Here is a 19,020-nt window from a genome sequence, read left to right as displayed (position 1 = left end):
GCGTACAAAGGTATCTATGCAAAGTCTTCTTTGCAACAGGTTCTTTGTAACTCGCTCCGACGAAGACGCGGTAGTCGGTGACACCCTCGCCTCATCACCCCACCTCCAACCCCCGCGGCTTCAGCAGTACTTCCGCCAGGGAGGCCAGCCAGTCGACCAGCAGGGCCAGGGCCACCGTGAGGATCGAGCCGAGCATCAGGACGGGCATGCGCTGGTCGGTGATGCCGGTCGTGATCAGGACGCCGAGGCCGCCACCTCCTTCGAAGGCCGCCAGGGTCGCCGTGCCTACGTCGAGGACCAGGGCGGTGCGGACGCCCGCGAGGATCAGGGGGACGGCCAGCGGGAGTTCGACGCGGGACAGGACGCCCAGGGGTGACATGCCGATGCCGCGCGCAGCCTCCAGCAGGGTCGGGTCGGTCGCCTTCAGGCCCGCGATCGTGTTCGACAGGACCGGCAGGACGGCGTAGGCGATGATGCCGATCAGGGCCGCCTTCCTGCCCGGGCCCAGCCAGATCACCAGCAGGGCCAGCAGGCCGACCGCCGGGGTCGCCCGGCCCATGCCGACGAGCGCCGTCGCCACCGGGCTCGCCCCGCGAAACGCCCTCCGCGTCAGCACGATCCCCAGCGGGATCGCGATGATCAGCACGAAGAACGTCGAGATCGCCGTCAGCCGCACGTGCTGCCACAGCGCCTTGGACACCTGCCCGTTCGACAGCGCGTTCTCGGAGAGCGGGTCCAGGTCGGCCCGCTCGAACCACAGCCAGGTCGCGAGCAGGACCGCCACCAGGAACGCGGGCAGGAAGGTCAGCTTCTGCCAGGACACGCGACTCCTGGGCGGGGCCGGCGGGGGAGGGGCGAGCAGCGTCTGCGTCACCTCCGCGGTCTCCGACGTCGTCACGCCTTCCGCTCCCCTCGGCCGGCAGCCTCCTGCTCGGCGTGCGTCCGGGCGGCCCGGATCCCCTCCGGCTCGTGCTGGTGCGCCGCCGCCTCCACACGGTCGGCCTCCAGGAGTTCGTGCACGGAGTTCATGAGCGTGCCCATGTCGACGACCCCCGTGTACTCCCCCCGCCGCCCGGTCACCGCGACCCGCCCCGCGTTGTCGGTCAGCACGGCCGCCAGCGCGTCCCGCAGCGTCGCGTCCCTGCTCACCGTGTCGCTCACCGGCGTCCCGGCCCGCGCCAGCGACCCCTTGGCGCGCATCAGGTCCCCGCGCCTGAGCCACTTGTACGGCCGTCCGCGCCGGTCGAGCAGCAGGACCTCGTTGGTCCCGCTGCCCCGGAGCCTGTTGAAGATCTCCTGGAGCGAGTCGTCGACGGTCACCGTCGGATAGCCGGTGATCTCCACATCCCGTACCCGGGTGAGGTTCAGACGCTTCAGCGCCGCCCCGGCACCAACGAACCCGGACACGAAGTCGTCGGCCGGGTTGGTCAGGATCGCCTCAGGGGTGTCGAACTGGGCGATGTGGGACCGCTCGCGCAGCACGGCGATCCGGTCGCCCAGCTTGATCGCCTCGTCGAAGTCGTGGGTGACGAAGACGATCGTCTTGCGCAGCTCGCGCTGGAGCCGGATCAGCTCGTCCTGGAGACGGTCACGGGTGATCGGGTCGAGCGCCCCGAACGGCTCGTCCATCAGCAGGACGGGCGGATCGGCCGCGAGCGCCCTCGCCACCCCCACCCGCTGCTGCTGACCGCCGGACAGCTGACCCGGATAACGGCCGCGGAACTCGCCGGGATCGAGCCCGACGAGGTCGAGCAGCTCCTCCACCCGGTCCTCGATCCGGGCCTTCCCCCAGCCGGCCATCCTCGGCACGAGCGCGATGTTCTGCGCGACCGTCATGTGCGGGAAGAGCCCGGCCGACCGGACGGCGTAGCCCACCGTGCGGCGCAGCTTGACCGGATCGGTGTCGGTCACGTCCTCGCCGTTGATCCGGATGCGTCCCCCGGTCGGCTCGATCAACCTGTTGATCATCTTGAGTGTCGTCGACTTACCGCATCCGGACGGCCCCACGAGGACGACGGTCTCGCCCGCCTTGATCTCCAGGGTGACGCTGTCGACGGCCGGCCGGGGGCTGCCGGGATATCTCTTGGTCAGGCCCTCCAACCCGATGGACGCACCCGAGGTGCCGGATGTCTCAGTCACGGATCCCCCTCGGAATCGTCAGCCGTCCGAGCAGGAGGTACGCGGCGTCGAACAGCAGGGCGAGGACGATGATCCCGAGCGTGCCGGCGAGCACCTGGTTGAGCGCGTTCCTGCTGCCCGGGGAGGCGAGGCCGCGGAAGATCTCGTTGCCCAGACCGGGCCCGGAGGCGTAGGCGGCGATCGCCGCGATGCCCATCAGCATCCGTGTCGAGACCCGGATCCCGGTCAGGATCGGCGGCCAGGCGAGCGGCAGCTCGACCCGCACCAGGCGCGTCACCCGGGACATACCGATGCCCCTGGCCGCGTCCACCAGCGAGGGGTCGACCCCGCGCAGCCCGACGATCGCGTGGCGGACCACCGGCAGCAGCCCGTACAGCGTCAGGGCGATCACCGTGGGCGGCACCCCGAGCCCCACGGCCGGGATCAGCAGACCGATCATGGCGAGCGACGGGACGGTCAGGATCGTCGAGGCGGCCGTCGTGGCGAGGTTGCCCGCCCATTCGCTGCGGTAGGTCACGACCCCGATCAGCACCCCGATCACCGTCGCCACGACCATGCACCGGAAGACGGCGCTCGCGTGCTGGTAGGCGTCCACGAGCAGCTGCTGGTGGCGGCTGCCGAGGTACTCCCAGAAGTTCACACCGCCTCCTCCCACGCCAGGTCACGTCACGTCCCGTGCGCCTCCTGAAGGCTCGCCTGCTCCACCAGCGGGATGATCCGCAGCGGAACGGGGTTCTCCATGACGATCGCGGTGGCGGCCCGGACGATCCCATCGAAACCGACAACCCGGTCGATCACACGTTGGAGATCGGCGTTGGAGCGCGCCACCAGCCGGCACAGCATGTCCCCGCTGCCGGTGGTGGTGTGCAGCTCCAGCACCTCCGGCACGCCCGCCAAGTGCGCCCGTACGTCGGCCCCTTGCCCCTGCCGGATCTGGAGCGTGGCGAACGCGGTCACCGGGTAGCCGAGGGCCGCCGGATCGACCTGCGGACCGAACCCCCGGATGACTCCGTTCGACTGAAGACGGTCCAGGCGCGCCTGCACCGTCCCCCGGGCCACCCCCAGCCGCCGGGACATCTCGAGGACCCCGATCCGCGGCTCCCGCGCGAGGAGCACGATGATCCGCCCGTCCAGCTCGTCGATCCCCACGGCAGCCTCCCGCAACGATGGTCACCCTGTACAGAAAGGCCGTCGATACGGCCGTATCGCTGAACAGATTGTCCAGCGGATACGCAAACTATTGCGCACCTTGCAGAGCGGAGCCAGGCTTCGCACATGACGCAGACCACACACCACACTCCCGACACCGCCCGGCAGGCCGATCCCTTCCCGGTCAAGGGAATGGACGCGGTCGTCTTCGCCGTCGGCAACGCCAAGCAGGCGGCGCACTACTACTCGACCGCCTTCGGCATGCGGCTCGTGGCCTACTCCGGACCGGAGAACGGCAGCCGCGAGACCGCGAGCTATGTGCTGGAGAACGGCTCCGCCCGTTTCGTGTTCACCTCGGTCATCAAGCCCGCCACCCCCTGGGGCCACTTCCTCGCCCAGCACGTTGCCGAGCACGGCGACGGCGTGATCGACCTCGCCATCGAGGTCCCCGACGCCCGCCGCGCCCACGCGTACGCCATCGAACACGGCGCCCGCTCGGTGGCCGAGCCGTACGAGCTGAAGGACGAGTACGGCACGGTCGTGCTCGCCGCGATCGCCACCTACGGCGAGACCCGCCACACCCTGGTCGAGCGCACCGGCTACGACGGCCCGTACCTGCCCGGCTTCGCCGCCGCCGCCCCCGTCGTCGAGCCCCCTGCCCACCGCACCTTCCAGGCCGTCGACCACTGCGTCGGCAACGTCGAACTCGGCCGGATGAACGAGTGGGTGGGCTTCTACAACAAGGTCATGGGCTTTACGAACATGAAGGAGTTCGTGGGCGACGACATCGCCACCGAGTACAGCGCGCTGATGTCGAAGGTCGTGGCCGACGGCACGCTCAAGGTGAAGTTCCCGATCAACGAGCCCGCCATCGCCAAGAAGAAGTCCCAGATCGACGAGTACCTGGAGTTCTACGGCGGCGCGGGCGTCCAGCACATCGCACTGAACACCAACGACATCGTGCAGACCGTGCGGACCATGCGCGCGGCCGGAGTCCAGTTCCTCGACACCCCCGACTCCTACTACGACACCCTCGGCGAGTGGGTCGGCGACACCCGGGTGCCGGTCGACACCCTCCGGGAACTGAAGATCCTCGCCGACCGCGACGAGGACGGCTATCTGCTGCAGATCTTCACCAAGCCGGTCCAGGACAAGCCGACCGTGTTCTTCGAACTCATCGAACGACACGGCTCGATGGGCTTCGGCAAGGGCAACTTCAAGGCACTGTTCGAGGCCATCGAACGGGAGCAGGAGAGGCGGGGCAACCTCTAGCCCCTGGCCGGCTCGTCCGGTACGTCCCCCAGCGCCGCCAAGGCCTCCCGCGCCGCCCGCACCCGCACGGGCGAGAAGTAGGGATTGATCCGCAGGGCCTCCTGGAGATGCCGGCGCGCGGGGGCGTACTGCTTCAGCTCCCGTTCGGTCATGCCCAGATGGAACGCGTACAGCGCGCTGCGCACCCCGCCCCCGTGCGCCTTGTCCGTCGCGATCCGGGCGTACCGCAGGGCCTCGCGGTCCTGGCCCGCCCGGTGCAGCGCCCACCCCAGCGCGTCGGCCACCGCGATCCCCGGCTGCCGTCGCCACTCGGCCCGCAACCGCCCCACGGCTGCGGCCGGGTCGCCGTGGTCCGCCTCGAACTGCCCGAGCACCAGCTGCTCGTCGGCCCCGCCCGCCGCGGCCCGTTCCACCGTCGCCCGCAGCAGGTCGTACTGCACCCGGGCGGCCTGCCCCAGCCCCAGCCACTCGTACAACTCGCCCAGCTCCAGGGCGTATTGGGGCAGCGGCTGCTTCGCGAGGGCCATCCGGTAGGCGTTCAGGGCCTCCGTCGTGCGGCCCAGCGCCGCAAGGGCCCGGCCCTGCCCGGCCTGGGCGGCCCGCTGGTCCGGGTCGATCCGGACCGCCTCCTGGAAGTGCCGCAGCGCGTCCTCGCGGTCGCCGCGCTCCCACGCGAGCTGCCCGGCCCCCTCCAGATACGCGGCCCGCTCGGCCGGCGCCTCGGCCCCCGCCGCCGCGTCGGCGAGCTGGGCCGCCGCGTCCTCGCGCCAGCCCCGGTCCCGGTACACGGCCGCCGCCCGGGCTCGCACCGCCGGCCCCGACCGCAGCCGCGTCAGCCGCTCCAGCGCCCCACGGGCCGCCTTGTAGTCGCCGAGCCCGGTGTACGCGTCGATCAGCGCCGGATACGTCGTCCACCGCTTCGGCTCCAGCTGCCGCGCCTCCTCACCCCAGGTCCGCGCGGTCCGGAAGTCCCGGCGCGCGTTCGCGAGGGTGGCCAGAGCGCCGAGGGCCGGTGCGCTCCTGCGCACCTTCAGGGACATCCGCAGACTGTCCTCGGCCTTCGCGTAGAACGCCGTGTCGGCCGTCCGCCGCCCCTGTTCGACATACGCCGTCCCGAGCACCGCCCACGACTCGGCGTCCTCGGGATGCCTGCGCAGATGCGCCTCCCGCTCATCGATCAGGGCCGCGAGGTCGGGCAGCGCGGCCGGCACCCCGGCGGCGACCGCCGTCAGCGCCTGGGCCCCCGGGGCGGGGGCGGGAGCGCGGGTCACCGTCCGTTCCGCGGGCAGCAGCATCAGTGCCGCACCGAGCACCGCGCAGCCCGCGACGGCGGCGATCACCAGCCGCCCGTGCAGCCGGGCCCACCGCTCCTCCCGCCGCCGCGCCGGCCGGTTCCTGGTGGCTTGGTTCTCCATGGCGCTCACTGTGCGCCAGTACGACGAGCACACCCCGGCGCACGCCAGTCGGCGCTGGTGGGGTTCACACCGATGGCCCCCGGTGCGACGCTGTGATCATGAGCCGTATCGAAGCCCCCCGCGACGAGGTCACCGGCAACCTGGTGGACCGGCTGCTCACCGCTCTGCCCGCCGAAGCCGTTCTCACCGACCCGGACGTCACGGTCTCCTACGCCAACGACATGGCGAGCTTCTGCCCGGCCGGCACCCCCGCCGTGGTCGTCCTGCCACGCACGGTCGAACAGGTCCAGCACGTCATGCGCATCGCCACCGAACTGCGTGCCCCGGTCGTCCCCCAGGGCGCCCGCACGGGCCTGTCGGGCGCGGCCAACGCCTCCGACGGCTGCATCGTGCTGTCCCTGACGAGGATGGACCGGATCCTGGAGATCAACCCGGTCGACCGGATCGCCGTCGTCGAACCGGGCGTCGTCAACGCGACCCTGTCCCGCGCGGTGAACGAACTCGGCCTCTACTACCCGCCGGACCCCTCCAGCTGGGAGATGTGCACGATCGGCGGCAACATCGGCACCGCGTCCGGCGGACTGTGCTGCGTCAAGTACGGGGTGACGGCGGAGTACGTCCTCGGACTGGACGTCGTCCTCGCCGACGGGCGGCTCATGTCCACCGGCCGCCGCACCGCCAAGGGGGTCGCCGGATACGACCTGACCCGCCTCTTCGTCGGCTCCGAGGGCTCGCTCGGCATCGTCGTCCGGGCGGTCCTGGGCCTGCGGCCGAAGCCGCCCGAGCAACTGGTGCTGGCCGCCGAGTTCTCCTCCGGGGCCGCCGCCTGCGACGCGGTGTGCAGGATCATGGAGGGCGGACACGTGCCGTCCCTCCTCGAACTGATGGACCGTACGACCGTCAAGGCCGTCAACGACCTGGCCCACATGGGGCTCCCGGAGACCACCGAGGCCCTGCTCCTCGCGGCCTTCGACACCACGGACCCGGCCGCCGACCTCGCCGCCCTCGGCGCCCTGTGCGAGGCGGCCGGTGCCACGCAGGTCGTCCCGGCGGAGGACGCGGCCGAGTCGGAACTGCTGCTCCAGGCCCGCAGGCTCTCCCTCACCGCGCTCGAAGCCGTCAAGGGCACCACGATGATCGACGACGTGTGCGTGCCCCGCTCCCGGCTCGGCGAGCTGCTCGAAGGGACCGAGCGGATCGCCGAGAAGCACCGGCTCACCATCGGTGTCGTCGCCCACGCGGGTGACGGCAACACCCACCCCACCGTCTGCTTCGACGCCGCCGACCCCGACGAGTCCCGGCGCGCCCGTGAGTCCTTCGACGAGATCATGGCCCTCGGCCTGGAGCTCGGCGGCACGATCACCGGGGAGCACGGGGTGGGCGTACTCAAGAAGGAGTGGCTGGCGCGTGAGATCGGACCGGTGGGGGTGGAGATGCAGCGGGCGGTGAAGGGGGTCTTCGACCCGCTGGGGATCCTGAACCCGGGCAAGCTGTTCTGACCCCGTCCCCCACGGGCGCTCACTCCCCGTCCGCCGACTCGTCGCCCGGCCACGGGTCGCGCAGCCACAGATCGTCGGCCGGAGTGCGGGCCAGCAGCTCGGCGAGGCCCTCGCCGATGCCGAGCTGCTCCGCCTCGGAGCCCGGCGGGACCGCCCTCAGCGTGCGCTCCAGCCAGGCCGAGACCTGCGCGGACGGGGCCTCAAGGAGGGCGTCGCCGTCGGGGGAGGTCAGCGCCATCAGCACGACACCGCGCCCCGCGACCTTCGTCGGCCACACCCGCACGTCCCCGTGCCCGCACGGGCGGAACACCCCCTCCACGAGGAGTTCGCGGGCGAAGGTCCAGTGGACGGGGTGGTCCGAACCGATGTGGAAGGTGAGGTGGACGGCGAAGGGGTCGTCGCTGCGGTAGCCCAGCCGGGCCGGGACCGGGATGCTGCGCTCGGGCGACAGGATGAGTCTGAGCTCCAGTTCGCGCTCTACCACCGTGTGGGGCATGTCGTTCGTTCCTCTCTCGGCTCGCGACTCGCGGCTCTCGTCCGGGTCCCGCGGTGGGCCCGTACGAGTGGAGAGGGGGGAGGGGGCGGGATCATTACGCGGGTTCGGCGAACTTTTTTCCGGCGGTATCACGGTCGTGCTCAAAAGGGGTGGGTCCGGTGGGACTGGCGGTGGGTCTTGCGCCGGTCTGATAGATGTGGTGCCCCCTCTATTGACCCCCGAGCAGATACGGGACGACGGACATGAGCGCCCCAACCCCGGCACCCGGTGACGACAGGCCCCGCGAGGGCTACTACCCGGACCCGTCCATTCCTGGATATGTCCGTTACTGGAACGGTGCCTCCTGGGTGCCGGGCACCAGCCGTCCCGCCCCGGCGGCCGGTGAACCGCTCGCACCGCCGTCCGGCGCGAGCTCCGAGCCGTCACCGTCCCCGGTGGAGGAGACGGGCCCGCACTTCTTCGACGAGGACCCGGCCGAGGAACCGCCGCACCCCGACACCCAGCACGGCAGCCGCCCCGAGCCCGCGTCCGCGTGGGCGGCCGACCGGGCCCACCAGGCGGGCTTCGGCGGCGACCAGGACCGCCGGGTGTCATGGGGGTCGCCGCAGGCAGCCGCGCAGGCTCAGCAGGGGGCGCCCCAGCAGGTTCCGCACCAGGGGGCTCACCAGGGGCCGCAGGGAGCCCAGTCCGGCGTACCGCGGACTCCGCAGGGCGCCGATCCCAGGGTGCCCGGTCCGGGGCGGCCCGCCGACGGCTCCTCGCCGGCGCAGCCGGACGGTCACGCGGCCCGTACCGACGGCACGGCGACCATCCCGCCCGCCGAGCCGGACGAGGACGGCGGCACGCGTGTCTTCCGCAGGCCCACGGCCGGGGCCGGTGGAGCGGGGTCCGCCCAGCAGTCCGACGACGGCACCATGAAGTTCCGCGCGCTCTCCCCGCGCACGGCGCAGCAGGGCGCGGGGGCGGGGGCGCAGAACGGAAGCACGCCCGGACCCGCGTATGCCGGGCCCACCGCGCAGCCCTCCGCGGCCGGTGGCTCCGCCGCCCCCGAGGCCCCGGGTTTCGGTGCCGGCAAGGCCGCCGCCGAGCGGGCCGCGGCGGCGGGTGCCGCGGGCCCCCAGGGCCCCGCCTCCGCCGCCGCCCCGGCCCTCTCCGGCCCCCAGCAGTCCGCGCCCGCTCCCGGCCCGCAGACGGCCCCTCCGGGCGCCCCGCAGCAAGGCGTGCCGCACCAGGGTGTGCCTCAGCAGGCCGCCGGAGCCCAGGTCGCCGCGACCCCCATGAGCCCGGGCCCCGGTGGCGGTCAGCCCTCCTGGGCCCAGCAGGTGCACCGGCTCGCCGGGCCCGACGAGGAGCAGCCCGCCCCCTGGAAGCCGCCGGTCGAGGACATCTTCCAGGCGGCCGCCCGCCGCCAGGCCGCGGCCAGACCCGCCGGGCTCGGCAAGCGCCTGGCCGCACGCCTCCTCGACACTCTCGTCGTCGGCGCGGTGACCGCCGTGGCCGCCGTCCCCCTCGGCACCAAGGCGGCCGACCACATCGACGAGAAGGTCGACGCGGCCAAGCTCTCCGGCGAGACCGTGACGGTCTGGCTGCTGGACGGCACCACGTCGGTGTACCTCGGCATCGTGGTCGCCGTACTCCTCGTCGCCGGCGTCCTGTACGAGGCGCTGCCCACCGCCAAGTGGGGCCGCACCCTCGGCAAGAAGCTGCTCGGTCTGGAGGTGCGGGACATCGAGGGCCACGAGCCGCCGACCTTCGGCGGGGCCCTGCGCCGCTGGCTGGTCTACAGCGTCCCCGGCCTGCTCGGCATCGGCCTCGTGGGCGTCGCGTGGTGCCTGTTCGACCGGCCGTGGCGCCAGTGCTGGCACGACAAGGCGGCGCATACGTTCGTCGCGGGCTGAGCGGGCCCCACGAACGGCGTACGGGATTCGGTACTCCGGACGGCCGCGCGCCGGATGCGGAAGCGGGGGGTTCGCGGTCCACTCGGGCCATGAGCAGTGAACCGCCCCCCGGCTCCGGCGGGCAGCCGCCGGATGACGACCCGTTCAGGAAGCAGCCCCCGCCCGCCGAGGGCTCGGGATCGCCGTACAGCACACCGCCGCCGCCCTACGGCGGCACTCCCGGCGGCGACCCGTACGGCGGCGGCTCCTACCCCACCGACCCGCTGGCCGGCATGCCGCCGCTCGCGCCCAGCGGGCGGCGCACGCTCGCCCGCATCATCGACATGATCATGGTGGGCATCGTCGTCTGGCTGATCACCTGGGGCTTCGGGGTGAGCGAGTACGACGTGAACGGTGACGACATCCAGTACGGCAAGTCGCTCGCGCAGTCGTTCCTCGCGGCCGTGCTCTACATCGCCTACGACACCGTCCTGATCTCCCGGTCCGGGCAGACGCTCGGCAAGAAGTGGCTCGGTATGCGGGTGGCGAACCTCGACAACGGCTCCACGCCCTCGGTGCAGACCACGCTGATCCGCTCGGCGGTGCTCTGGATCCCGTTCGCGTTCTGCTGCGCCTGCATCTGGACCGCGATCTCAGGCGGCTGGAGCTACTTCGACAAGCCCTACAAGCAGGGCCTGCACGACAAGGCGGCAAAGACGGTGGTAGTCACCGCGGCCTGACCCGGTCGTCAGGCAGGTGTGTCGGTCGGGGCGACCTGTGTCGGCACACGGGCGTGTCCGGCTCGGCCCGTGGAGGGCGAACCGGAGCGCGCGGTTCAGGCAACGTGGTGCTCAGGCGGCGGTCTTGGAGGCCGCGGCAGGCACCGGTTCTTCCGCCGGGCGTTCCACGGGCCTGCTCAGTGCGACGACGCGGGACTTCGGCTGGGGCACCGTCATGGCGACCAGCAGGCCGAGGGCCAGCCCCGAGACCGCGATGACCGCGGTCCCCACGGCCGAACTCGTCTGTGACAGCAGCAGCATGGCGAGCGTCGAGAAGATGACGGTGATCGAACCGTAGGCGATCTGTGCGGCGGTCGGACGAGGCATGGCAATCGTGTCCTCGGAATTGGGGGTCCACGGGGCGTGTCGGCCTGGCATTCCGCCGACGTCCGGGCGTTCCGCCAATCGACTCTAATCGGCTGTGTGCCCGAGTGGAACGAACGGTAAGCGTGACCTAACCAACAGTGCCGGAGCACAGGGGGCGCACGGAGTCATGACGTCCACCGAGTGGACATCTGTGCGCGCCTGTTGTGTTGCAGTCACGTGTCCGCAATGCGAACACCGGCTCCCGATAATGCATTTGATGGGTCCAAGTCAAGGTCTGTCTTTTCTCCCCAACTTTTAGTCAAATACCGCTCACTTGCCTGATAGGGGAGAGGTACAAGTGACTGACAGATCCTGGATGTTCAGGACGGCAGCGACGGTCGTGGCGATAGCCGCGGCCTCGGCCACGTTCTCCACGTTCGCCGTGGCGCAGGCCGCGGACAACTCCGCTGGGACCTCCGCGGTCGACCGGCAGGACCCGCAACCGGCGAAGGCCAGGGAGCACGACTTCGACGGCCCGCTGACCAAGACCCAGGAGGCGCAGCGAAAGGAGGCGCTCGACCAGGTCATCTCCGGGGACGCCGCGGTGAAGAACCGCAACGGCTCCCAGGTGGTCGAGCTCAAGAGCCGCAAGGGCGACAGCAAGTACGTCGAGCTGGGCCGCGAGAAGACCGACAAGATCTTCACCATCCTGGTCGAGTTCGGCGATCAGGTCGACCCCCGCTACGGCGGCACGGTGGGCCCGCTGCACAACCAGATCGCCAAGCCGGACCGCAAGACGAACAACAGCACGGCCTGGCAGGCGGACTACAACCAGGCGCACTTCCAGGACCTGTACTTCGGCACCGGCAAGAAGACCGAGTCGCTGAAGAAGTACTACGAGAAGCAGTCCTCGGGCCGCTACTCGGTCGACGGCGAGGTCACCGACTGGGTCAAGGTCCCCTACAACGAGGCCCGTTACGGCTCCAACAAGGCCTCCACCGGCGCCTGGTACGCGGTCCAGGACGGCGTCAACGCCTGGGTCGCCGAGCGCGAGGCGGCCGGTGACACCGCCGCCGAGATCAAGACGGAGCTGGCCCAGTTCGACCAGTGGGACCGCTACGACTTCGACGGCGACGGCAACTTCAACGAGCCCGACGGCTACATCGACCACTTCCAGATCGTGCACGCCGGCGAGGACGAGTCCGCGGGCGGCGGCGCCCAGGGCGAGGACGCGATCTGGGCGCACCGCTGGTACGCCTTCGGCACCGACGCCGGCTCCACCGGCCCGGACACCAACAAGCTCGGCGGCACCCAGATCGGCGACACCGGCATCTGGGTCGGCGACTACACCATCCAGCCGGAGAACGGCGGCCTGGGCGTCTTCGCCCACGAGTACGGCCACGACCTCGGCCTGCCCGACGAGTACGACACCTCCGGCGGCGGCGAGAACTCCACCGGCTTCTGGACGCTGATGTCGTCCGGCTCCTGGCTCGGCACCGGCAAGGACTCCATCGGTGACCTTCCCGGCGACATGAACGCCTGGGACAAGCTCCAACTGGGCTGGCTCGACTACGACGTGGCCACGGCCGGCAAGCGCTCCTCCCACAAGCTGGGCGTCGGGGAGTACAACACCAAGAACCCGCAGGCGCTCGTGGTCCAGCTGCCGAGGAAGACGGTCACCACCCCGGTGGTCACCCCGGCGCAGGGCGCGACCCAGTGGTGGAGCGGCAGCGGTGACGACCTGCGCAACACCCTGACCCGCCCGGTCGACCTGACCGGCAAGTCCTCGGCGGCGCTGACCCTCGACGGCTGGTGGGACATCGAGCAGGACTTCGACTACCTCTACACCGAGGTCTCCACGGACGGCGCCAACTGGACGCCGGTCGACGGCACTCTGGCCGACGGCACCGCCATCCCGCGCGACGGCAGCGGCAAGCCCGCCCTCACCGGCTCGGTCGACGCCCACCAGAAGCTGACCTTCCCGCTGAACGCCTACGCGGGCCAGAAGATCCAGCTGCGCTTCCGCTACCAGACGGACGGCGGGGTGGCCCAGAAGGGCTTCACGGCCGACGAGATCACGGTGGCCGCCGACGGCGCGACCCTGTTCTCCGACAACGCCGAGACGGCGGACGCCGCCTGGACCGCGAACGGCTTCTCACGCATCGGCGCCTCGATCACGGACGACTACGCGCAGTACTACCTCGCCGAGAACCGCCAATACGTGTCGTACGACAAGGTGTTGAAGGTCGGCCCGTACAACTACGGCTTCTCGAAGACCCGTCCGGACTGGGTGGAGCACTACGCCTACCAGAACGGCCTGTTGATCTGGAAGTGGGACACCTCCCAGGCGGACGACAACACCAGCCAGCACCCGGGCGAGGGTCTGATCCTCCCGGTCGACTCCCACCCGACCGCGCTGAAGTGGTCCGACGGCACGCTGATGCGCAACCGCATCCAGGCCTACGACTCCACCTTCAGCTGGTACCCGACGGACTCGATCACGCTGCACAACGCCGACGTCGCGACGAAGATCAAGTCCAAGCCGGGCGTCCCGGTCTTCGACGACGGCACGTCGAGCTACTACGACGCGTCGAACCCGCTCGCCGGGGTCAACATCACTGACACCGACACCCGGATCAAGATCGTCAAGGAGCCCCTGAACGGCTCGACGATCACGCTCCAGGTCGGACCTTCGGTCAAGAAGAAGTAAAACAGCAGGTCAGAAGCGTATCGGCGGCAACCCCTGGCGGGTTGCCGCCGATCGTGTTTAGGTGCGTCCTGTGGCTTCCTTATTGACACCGACACCCACGGGGGTATGACCGCATGGCCGCAGGAGGTTTCTGCAAGCTGCCGAACGGCAGGGTGGTGGTGGCGCTGAACCTGCCCCGCCCGCCCGCCGACGGCTACGGCAACGTGCGGGTACTCGTCCACGCCCACAACCGGGCGCGCGCCCTGACCAGGCTGCGCAACCTGGGGCTGCGCGCGGTGTACCTGCGCGGCAACGGTGCGCCCCCGACCCCGGACGAGATCACCGCCGTACTCCACCACCCGGACGGGCTGATATGGCGTACCGCCCCTGACAACGCTGTCGTGGGCGGTCCCGAGCTGGTCCAGGAGCTGTGGCATCCGATCAGGTCACTGCTGAGGAGGCCGACGGCACCGGCCTGAGGCCGCGTGCCCGTCCCTAGACGACCGGCTTCCCGGACAGCTCCACGCCCGCCTGCCGCAGCTCCTCGATCGCCCGCTCGGTCGTCGCCTCGGCGACCCCGGCGGTGAGGTCGAGGAGGACCTGCGTACGGAAGCCCTCCCGGGCCGCGTCCAGCGCGGTGGCCCGTACGCAGTGGTCCGTGGCGATCCCGACCACGTCCACCTCCGTGACCTCCCGCGCCCGCAGCCAGTCGGCCAGCGTCACGCCGTTCTCGTCGGCGCCCTCGAACCCGCTGTACGCCGCCGCATACGCCCCCTTGTCGAAGACCGCGTCGATCGCCCCGGAGGCGACGGCCGGCGCGAAGTTCGGGTGGAACCCCACGCCCTCGGTCCCGGCGACGCAGTGCGCCGGCCAGGAGTGCACGAAGTCGGGGTTGTCGGCGAAGTGGCCGCCGGGGGCGATGTGGTGGTCGCGGGTGGCCACCACGTGCTGGTAGCCGGAGCCCGCCGCCTGCCCGATCAGCTCGGTGACGGCGGCGGCCACATCGGCGCCTCCGGCCACCGCGAGGCTGCCTCCCTCGCAGAAGTCGTTCTGCACGTCGACGACGATCAAGGCGCGGCGCATGGTGGGTGTCCTTCGACTAAGAGTGAACTTATGAGCCTAGAGACTTCGGGGACCGGGCGGGAGGGGGCATGGACGGGCGCGTTCGGGACGACAGCCGCTAGTTACCCGTGCGCCCGTTGACATACTCCGTCGGAATGACAGGCTCCCCGCGCGAGAGCTGCGTCGCCGACAGCGGCAGGTTGGCCCGGGCGGCGGCATGCCGGTCCCGTACGACGTCCAGCGGCTCGCGCGCCACCACCTCGCCGCCCTTGACCAGCTCCACCACCAACTGCCGGTCCGTGAGCCCCGGCGGGACCGGCCCGGTGCCGACCACCTCGGCCTCCGCGACGCCCTCCGTGTCCAGCCGCCGGGCCGCCCACTTGCGGCCGCCGACCGAGGTCTTGCCCCCGGACGACTTCTTCGCGACCGGGATCAGCGGCGCCTTCGGGTCGTCGGACTCGGCGCGCGCGACCAGCTTGTAGACCATCGAGGCGGTCGGATGCCCGGACCCGGTCACCAGCTGGGTGCCGACGCCGTACGCGTCCACCGGGGCCGCGGCCAGCGAGGCGATGGCGTACTCGTCCAGGTCGGAGGTGACGATGATCCGCGTCCCCTTGGCGCCCAGCTCGTCCAGCTGCTGGCGCACCCGGTGCGCGACCAGGAGCAGGTCGCCGGAGTCGATGCGCACGGCCCCCAGCTCGGGCCCGGCGACCTCGACGGCCGTACGGACGGCCTCGGTGACGTCGTAGGTGTCGACCAGCAGGGTGGTGCCCCGGCCCAGCGAGTCCACCTGGGCCTGGAAGGCGTCCCGCTCCTGGTCGTGCAGGAGGGTGAAGGCGTGGGCGGAGGTGCCCACCGTCGGGATGCCGTAGCGGAAACCGGCTGCGAGGTCGGAGGTGGTGGCGAAGCCGCCGACGTAGGCGGCGCGGGCGGCGGCCACGGCGGACAGCTCGTGGGTGCGGCGGGCGCCCATCTCGATCAGCGGCCGGTCACCCGCGGCCGAGGACATCCGGGAGGCGGCCGCGGCTATCGCGGAGTCGTGGTTGAGGATCGACAGGATCACGGTCTCCAGGAGCACGCACTCGGCGAAGGAGCCCTCCACCCGCATGATCGGCGAGCCCGGGAAGTACACCTCGCCCTCCGGGTAGCCCCAGATGTCACCGCTGAAGCGGTAGGAGGCGAGCCAGTCCAGGGTCTCCTCGTCGACGATGGAACGCTCCCGCAGGAAGCCGAGGACGTCGCCGTCGAAGCGGAAGTTCTCCACCGCGTCCAGCACCCGGCCGGTGCCCGCGACGACGCCGTAGCGCCGTCCTTCCGGCAGCCGCCGGGTGAAGACCTCGAACACGCTGCGCCGTTCGGCGGTACCCGCCTTCAGGGCGGCCTGCAGCATGGTCAGCTCGTACTGGTCCGTGAAGAGCGCCGTCGAGGGAACGTCCACCGGCAGCCCAAGGTCCGCTGTGTTCATAACAACGGATGCTACCCCACTTCGCGTCAGTGTGACGATTTGTGGGGCGCGTGGCAGCATGGGCCGTGTGACGTCACCCGCTCCCGTAGAGATCGAACGCACCGAGTCGGCGGAAGAGGTCTTCGCCGTCCCCGAGCCGGACGTCCCCTGGGTCACGATCGTCCACAACGACCCGGTCAACCTCATGAGCTACGTGACCTACGTCTTCCAGACGTACTTCGGCTACTCGAAGGACAAGGCCACCAAGCTGATGCTCGACGTCCACCACAAGGGCCGGGCGGTCGTCTCCAGCGGATCCCGCGAGGAGATGGAACGCGACGTGCAGGCCATGCACGGCTACGGTCTGTGGGCCACCCTCCAGCAGGACCGGAAATGACCCGCCCCCGCCCGCAGGACCGGAAGTAGCGACAATCCCTGATGCCCGGAACCTTCGAACCGCTTCCCGGCGGCGGCGCGGCCGTCGCTCTCGACGACGTCGAGATCTCCATCATCCGGTCGCTGGCCGTCCAGCTCCTGGAGCTCATCGGCCCGGGACCCGCCGAGGACGCGCCCGACGACCCGCTCGCCGAGCTCTTCGCGGACGGCCCGAGCGAGCCGCCCTCCGACCCGGTGCTCAAGCGGCTCTTCCCGGACGCCTACAGCGACCCCGAGGGCACTCCCCAGGCCGAGCAGGCCGAGGAGCAGCGGGCGTACTCCTCGGAGTTCCGCCGCTACACCGAGAACGACCTGCGGGCCGGCAAGCGCGAGAACGCTCTCGCGGTGGTCCGCTCCCTGGACGCGCTGCACTCCGCGGGCGACGGCGGGGCGGTCCTCAAGCTGTCGCCCGGTGAGTCCCAGCAGTGGCTCGGCGCCCTCAACGACCTGCGGCTCGCGATCGGCTCCCGCCTCGACATCACCGACGAGGAGGACACCGACCTCCTCTACCGGCTCCCGGACGAGGACCCCCGTAAGCCGATGGTGATGGCGTACCTGTGGCTGGGCGGTCTCCAGGAGACGCTCGTGACCACCCTTATGCCATGAGATGTGATGGTTCCGTGTTCGCTCAGGGGACGCTCAAATCCGGATAACGATCACGTCACCGCACTGACGGCATTCGCGTATCCCGGGCGGCGTTTGTCCCCTTCTTCCTGTGACCCGCGCCACATAATGCACGGGTGATCAATGCTGCGGCCGTGATAAATCTTCACGACCGCCCGGCGAACACCACCCGTATGTTCGGCCGGGTGCGCCACCGAGCCGGCAACCGCCGGCCAGGCTCAGCGGACCCGGGGAAGCCCGGGCCCGCTCACTCCATCAATCCGGGGGGATCGAGATCCGATCCGCGGCCGACGAAGGCCGGGGTCGGTATGGAGAAAGGCGCACCACAGACATGACCTCCGCTCAGGTCGACACAGGCACGGGCTCAGGCTCGGAGAAGACCCCCGAAGAGGGGTACGAGCGCGGACTCGGCAGCCGCCAGGTCCAGATGATCGCGATCGGCGGCGCCATCGGCGTCGGCCTCTTCCTCAACGCCGGGGCGAACATCGCCAAGGCCGGTCCGAGCCTCATCCTGATGTACGCCGTCGCCGGCGTGATCATCTTCTTCATCATGCGGGCACTCGGCGAGCTGCTGCTCTACCGCCCGGTCTCCGGGTCCTTCGCGGAGTACTCCCGCGAGTTCCTCGGCCCGTTCTTCGGCTACTTCACCGGCTGGACGTACTGGCTGCTGTGGGTCGTCACCGGTATGGCGGAACTCACCGCCGCCGCGATCTACGTCAACTACTGGTTCCCGGCCGTCCCCCAGTGGACGACGGCCCTGGTCTTCCTGGTCGTCCTGTTCGTGGCCAACCTGATCTCGGTGAAGCTGTTCGGCGAGATCGAGTTCTGGTTCTCGATGATCAAGGTCACCGCCCTCATCGGCATGATCGTGATCGGCCTCGGAGTCCTCACCTTCGGCTTCAGCGCGGCCGGTGACACCGCCGCGGTCTCCAACCTCTGGGCCTTCGACGGCTTCTTCCCCAAGGGCATCGGCTCGTCGCTGATGACCCTCCAGGGCGTGATGTTCGCCTACCTCGCCGTCGAGCTGGTCGGCGTCACCGCCGGTGAGTCCGAGAACCCCGAGAAGACCCTCCCCAAGGCGATCAACACCCTGCCCTGGCGCATCGGCCTCTTCTACGTCGGCGCCCTCACCGTCATCCTGTGCGTGGTGAAGTGGACCGAGTTCGCGGCGGGCGTCAGCCCCTTCGTGAAGGCCTTCGCCGTGATCGGCATCCCGGCGGGCGCCGGAATCGTGAACTTCGTCGTCCTGACCGCGGCCCTGTCCTCCTGCAACTCCGGCATGTACTCCACGGGCCGCATGCTGCGCACCCTGGCCGACAGCGGAGAGGCGCCGCAGGCCTTCAACAAGCTCTCGGTGACGCGCACCCCGGCGCTGGCCATCACCGTCTCCGTGCTCTTCATGGGCATCGGCGTGGTGCTGAACTACGTCGTGCCGGAGAAGGCCTTCGAGTACGTCGTCTCGGTCGCGACCGCGGCGGGCATCTGGACGTGGCTGATGATCCTGGTCAGCCATGTGCGCTACCGCCGCGAGGTCGTGGCAGGCCGTCTGCCCGCCTCGGCCTTCCCGGCACCCGGCGGCTCGGTCGGCAGCTGGATCGCGATCGTGTTCCTGCTCTTCGTGACCGGCCTGATCGCGTACGACGCCGACTCCCGCGTCTGCCTGTACGTGATGGCCGGATGGGCCGCCGCGCTGGGCATCGGCTGGGCCGTCCTGAAGACCCGGAACCCGGGTATCGCGGACCGGCGCGAGCCCGAGTTCGAGAAGGTCGGCGGCTAGAACGTCCGGCATGTGGGCCGCTTCGTACCGAACCTCGGTACGGGGCGGCCCTTTGCT

General features: G+C 70.6%; 18 protein-coding genes. 9 read left to right on the top strand and 9 right to left on the bottom strand.

Features of this window, described 5'->3' with window-relative positions:
• Positions 1-94: 94 nt before the first annotated feature.
• The 4 genes from ABZT93_RS06105 to ABZT93_RS06090 are packed head-to-tail and all read right to left on the bottom strand — an operon-like array spanning position 95 to position 3,288.
• Positions 95-898: an ABC transporter permease gene (locus ABZT93_RS06105; RefSeq protein ID WP_356099613.1), complete on the bottom strand. Its 804-nt coding sequence runs from the start codon at positions 896-898 to the stop codon at positions 95-97.
• Positions 895-2,139, bottom strand: a complete 1,245-nt coding sequence (locus tag ABZT93_RS06100) for a betaine/proline/choline family ABC transporter ATP-binding protein (protein ID WP_356099610.1) — start codon at positions 2,137-2,139, stop codon at positions 895-897. The genes ABZT93_RS06105 and ABZT93_RS06100 overlap by 4 nt, the downstream gene beginning before the upstream one ends.
• Positions 2,132-2,779, bottom strand: coding sequence for an ABC transporter permease (locus ABZT93_RS06095; RefSeq protein WP_356099606.1), 648 nt, complete (start codon positions 2,777-2,779; stop codon positions 2,132-2,134). The genes ABZT93_RS06100 and ABZT93_RS06095 overlap by 8 nt, the downstream gene beginning before the upstream one ends.
• Positions 2,780-2,805: 26 nt before the next feature.
• Positions 2,806-3,288: an Lrp/AsnC family transcriptional regulator gene (locus ABZT93_RS06090; protein WP_356099603.1), complete on the bottom strand. Its 483-nt coding sequence runs from the start codon at positions 3,286-3,288 to the stop codon at positions 2,806-2,808.
• A gap of 126 nt (positions 3,289-3,414) precedes the next feature.
• Here ABZT93_RS06090 and hppD point away from each other — a divergent pair, with 126 nt between their 5' ends.
• Positions 3,415-4,560 (top strand): 4-hydroxyphenylpyruvate dioxygenase, encoded by a 1,146-nt coding sequence (gene hppD, locus ABZT93_RS06085; protein ID WP_356099600.1) that lies wholly within the window; start codon positions 3,415-3,417, stop codon positions 4,558-4,560.
• Here the strand turns inward: hppD and ABZT93_RS06080 are convergent.
• The gene (locus tag ABZT93_RS06080) at positions 4,557-5,975 is read right to left on the bottom strand and encodes a tetratricopeptide repeat protein (protein WP_356099597.1); all 1,419 of its coding nucleotides are present in this window, start codon (positions 5,973-5,975) and stop codon (positions 4,557-4,559) included. The two genes, hppD and ABZT93_RS06080, sit on opposite strands and share 4 nt — an antisense overlap.
• 92 nt (positions 5,976-6,067) lie before the next feature.
• On the opposite strand from ABZT93_RS06080, the gene ABZT93_RS06075 reads away from it, so the two are divergent.
• A complete protein-coding gene (locus ABZT93_RS06075) occupies positions 6,068-7,474 on the top strand; it encodes an FAD-linked oxidase C-terminal domain-containing protein (RefSeq protein WP_356099595.1) in 1,407 nt (468 codons plus the stop codon).
• 19 nt (positions 7,475-7,493) lie between these two features.
• Here the strand turns inward: ABZT93_RS06075 and ABZT93_RS06070 are convergent, their stop codons facing one another.
• Positions 7,494-7,970, bottom strand: a complete 477-nt coding sequence (locus ABZT93_RS06070) for an SsgA family sporulation/cell division regulator (protein WP_356099592.1) — start codon at positions 7,968-7,970, stop codon at positions 7,494-7,496.
• Between the two features lie 242 nt (positions 7,971-8,212).
• Between ABZT93_RS06070 and ABZT93_RS06065 the strand changes: the two genes are divergently transcribed.
• Together ABZT93_RS06065 and ABZT93_RS06060 are read left to right on the top strand one after the other, a co-directional pair.
• On the top strand, positions 8,213-9,868 hold the full coding sequence (locus ABZT93_RS06065) for an RDD family protein (protein ID WP_356099589.1): 1,656 nt from the start codon (positions 8,213-8,215) through the stop codon (positions 9,866-9,868).
• 89 nt (positions 9,869-9,957) lie between these two features.
• On the top strand, positions 9,958-10,587 hold the full coding sequence (locus tag ABZT93_RS06060; protein WP_356099586.1) for an RDD family protein: 630 nt from the start codon (positions 9,958-9,960) through the stop codon (positions 10,585-10,587).
• Positions 10,588-10,698: 111 nt separating this feature from the next.
• Here the strand turns inward: ABZT93_RS06060 and ABZT93_RS06055 are convergent, their stop codons facing one another.
• On the bottom strand, positions 10,699-10,953 hold the full coding sequence (locus tag ABZT93_RS06055; RefSeq protein ID WP_356099583.1) for a hypothetical protein: 255 nt from the start codon (positions 10,951-10,953) through the stop codon (positions 10,699-10,701).
• A 337-nt stretch (positions 10,954-11,290) separates the two neighbouring features.
• Here ABZT93_RS06055 and ABZT93_RS06050 point away from each other — a divergent pair, with 337 nt between their 5' ends.
• Together ABZT93_RS06050 and ABZT93_RS06045 are read left to right on the top strand one after the other, a co-directional pair.
• Positions 11,291-13,642 (top strand): immune inhibitor A domain-containing protein, encoded by a 2,352-nt coding sequence (locus ABZT93_RS06050; protein ID WP_356099580.1) that lies wholly within the window; start codon positions 11,291-11,293, stop codon positions 13,640-13,642.
• A gap of 113 nt (positions 13,643-13,755) precedes the next feature.
• A complete protein-coding gene (locus ABZT93_RS06045) occupies positions 13,756-14,100 on the top strand; it encodes a hypothetical protein (protein WP_037710638.1) in 345 nt (114 codons plus the stop codon).
• A gap of 16 nt (positions 14,101-14,116) precedes the next feature.
• Here the strand turns inward: ABZT93_RS06045 and ABZT93_RS06040 are convergent, their stop codons facing one another.
• Together ABZT93_RS06040 and ABZT93_RS06035 are read right to left on the bottom strand one after the other, a co-directional pair.
• Positions 14,117-14,704, bottom strand: coding sequence for an isochorismatase family protein (locus ABZT93_RS06040; protein ID WP_356099577.1), 588 nt, complete (start codon positions 14,702-14,704; stop codon positions 14,117-14,119).
• A gap of 97 nt (positions 14,705-14,801) precedes the next feature.
• Complete coding sequence (locus tag ABZT93_RS06035; protein WP_356099574.1) at positions 14,802-16,148, bottom strand: nicotinate phosphoribosyltransferase; 1,347 nt, start codon at positions 16,146-16,148, stop codon at positions 14,802-14,804.
• Between the two features lie 58 nt (positions 16,149-16,206).
• On the opposite strand from ABZT93_RS06035, the gene clpS reads away from it, so the two are divergent.
• The 3 genes from clpS to ABZT93_RS06020 all read left to right on the top strand — a co-directional run bounded on the left by clpS (position 16,207) and on the right by ABZT93_RS06020 (position 18,963).
• On the top strand, positions 16,207-16,524 hold the full coding sequence (gene clpS / locus ABZT93_RS06030; RefSeq protein ID WP_007382360.1) for an ATP-dependent Clp protease adapter ClpS: 318 nt from the start codon (positions 16,207-16,209) through the stop codon (positions 16,522-16,524).
• Positions 16,525-16,565: 41 nt separating this feature from the next.
• Positions 16,566-17,168 (top strand): DUF2017 domain-containing protein, encoded by a 603-nt coding sequence (locus tag ABZT93_RS06025; RefSeq protein WP_356099572.1) that lies wholly within the window; start codon positions 16,566-16,568, stop codon positions 17,166-17,168.
• Positions 17,169-17,517: 349 nt separating this feature from the next.
• The gene (locus ABZT93_RS06020) at positions 17,518-18,963 is read left to right on the top strand and encodes an amino acid permease (protein WP_356099569.1); all 1,446 of its coding nucleotides are present in this window, start codon (positions 17,518-17,520) and stop codon (positions 18,961-18,963) included.
• The last annotated feature ends 57 nt before the right edge of the window (positions 18,964-19,020 follow it).

It is taken from the genome of Streptomyces sp. NPDC005303, from assembly GCF_040607335.1.
Taxonomy (GTDB): domain Bacteria; phylum Actinomycetota; class Actinomycetes; order Streptomycetales; family Streptomycetaceae; genus Streptomyces.
This window is presented reverse-complemented; position numbering and strand designations above follow the sequence as displayed.

Coding starts and splice junctions, on each gene's coding strand:
- hppD (WP_356099600.1), top strand. CDS start 3,415: ATGACGCAGACCACACACCACACTCCCGACACCGCCCGGCAGGCCGAT.
- ABZT93_RS06080 (WP_356099597.1), bottom strand. CDS start 5,975: ATGGAGAACCAAGCCACCAGGAACCGGCCGGCGCGGCGGCGGGAGGAG.
- ABZT93_RS06070 (WP_356099592.1), bottom strand. CDS start 7,970: ATGCCCCACACGGTGGTAGAGCGCGAACTGGAGCTCAGACTCATCCTG.
- ABZT93_RS06065 (WP_356099589.1), top strand. CDS start 8,213: ATGAGCGCCCCAACCCCGGCACCCGGTGACGACAGGCCCCGCGAGGGC.
- ABZT93_RS06060 (WP_356099586.1), top strand. CDS start 9,958: ATGAGCAGTGAACCGCCCCCCGGCTCCGGCGGGCAGCCGCCGGATGAC.
- ABZT93_RS06055 (WP_356099583.1), bottom strand. CDS start 10,953: ATGCCTCGTCCGACCGCCGCACAGATCGCCTACGGTTCGATCACCGTC.
- ABZT93_RS06045 (WP_037710638.1), top strand. CDS start 13,756: ATGGCCGCAGGAGGTTTCTGCAAGCTGCCGAACGGCAGGGTGGTGGTG.
- ABZT93_RS06040 (WP_356099577.1), bottom strand. CDS start 14,704: ATGCGCCGCGCCTTGATCGTCGTCGACGTGCAGAACGACTTCTGCGAG.
- ABZT93_RS06035 (WP_356099574.1), bottom strand. CDS start 16,148: ATGAACACAGCGGACCTTGGGCTGCCGGTGGACGTTCCCTCGACGGCG.
- clpS (WP_007382360.1), top strand. CDS start 16,207: ATGGGCCGTGTGACGTCACCCGCTCCCGTAGAGATCGAACGCACCGAG.
- ABZT93_RS06025 (WP_356099572.1), top strand. CDS start 16,566: ATGCCCGGAACCTTCGAACCGCTTCCCGGCGGCGGCGCGGCCGTCGCT.
- ABZT93_RS06020 (WP_356099569.1), top strand. CDS start 17,518: ATGACCTCCGCTCAGGTCGACACAGGCACGGGCTCAGGCTCGGAGAAG.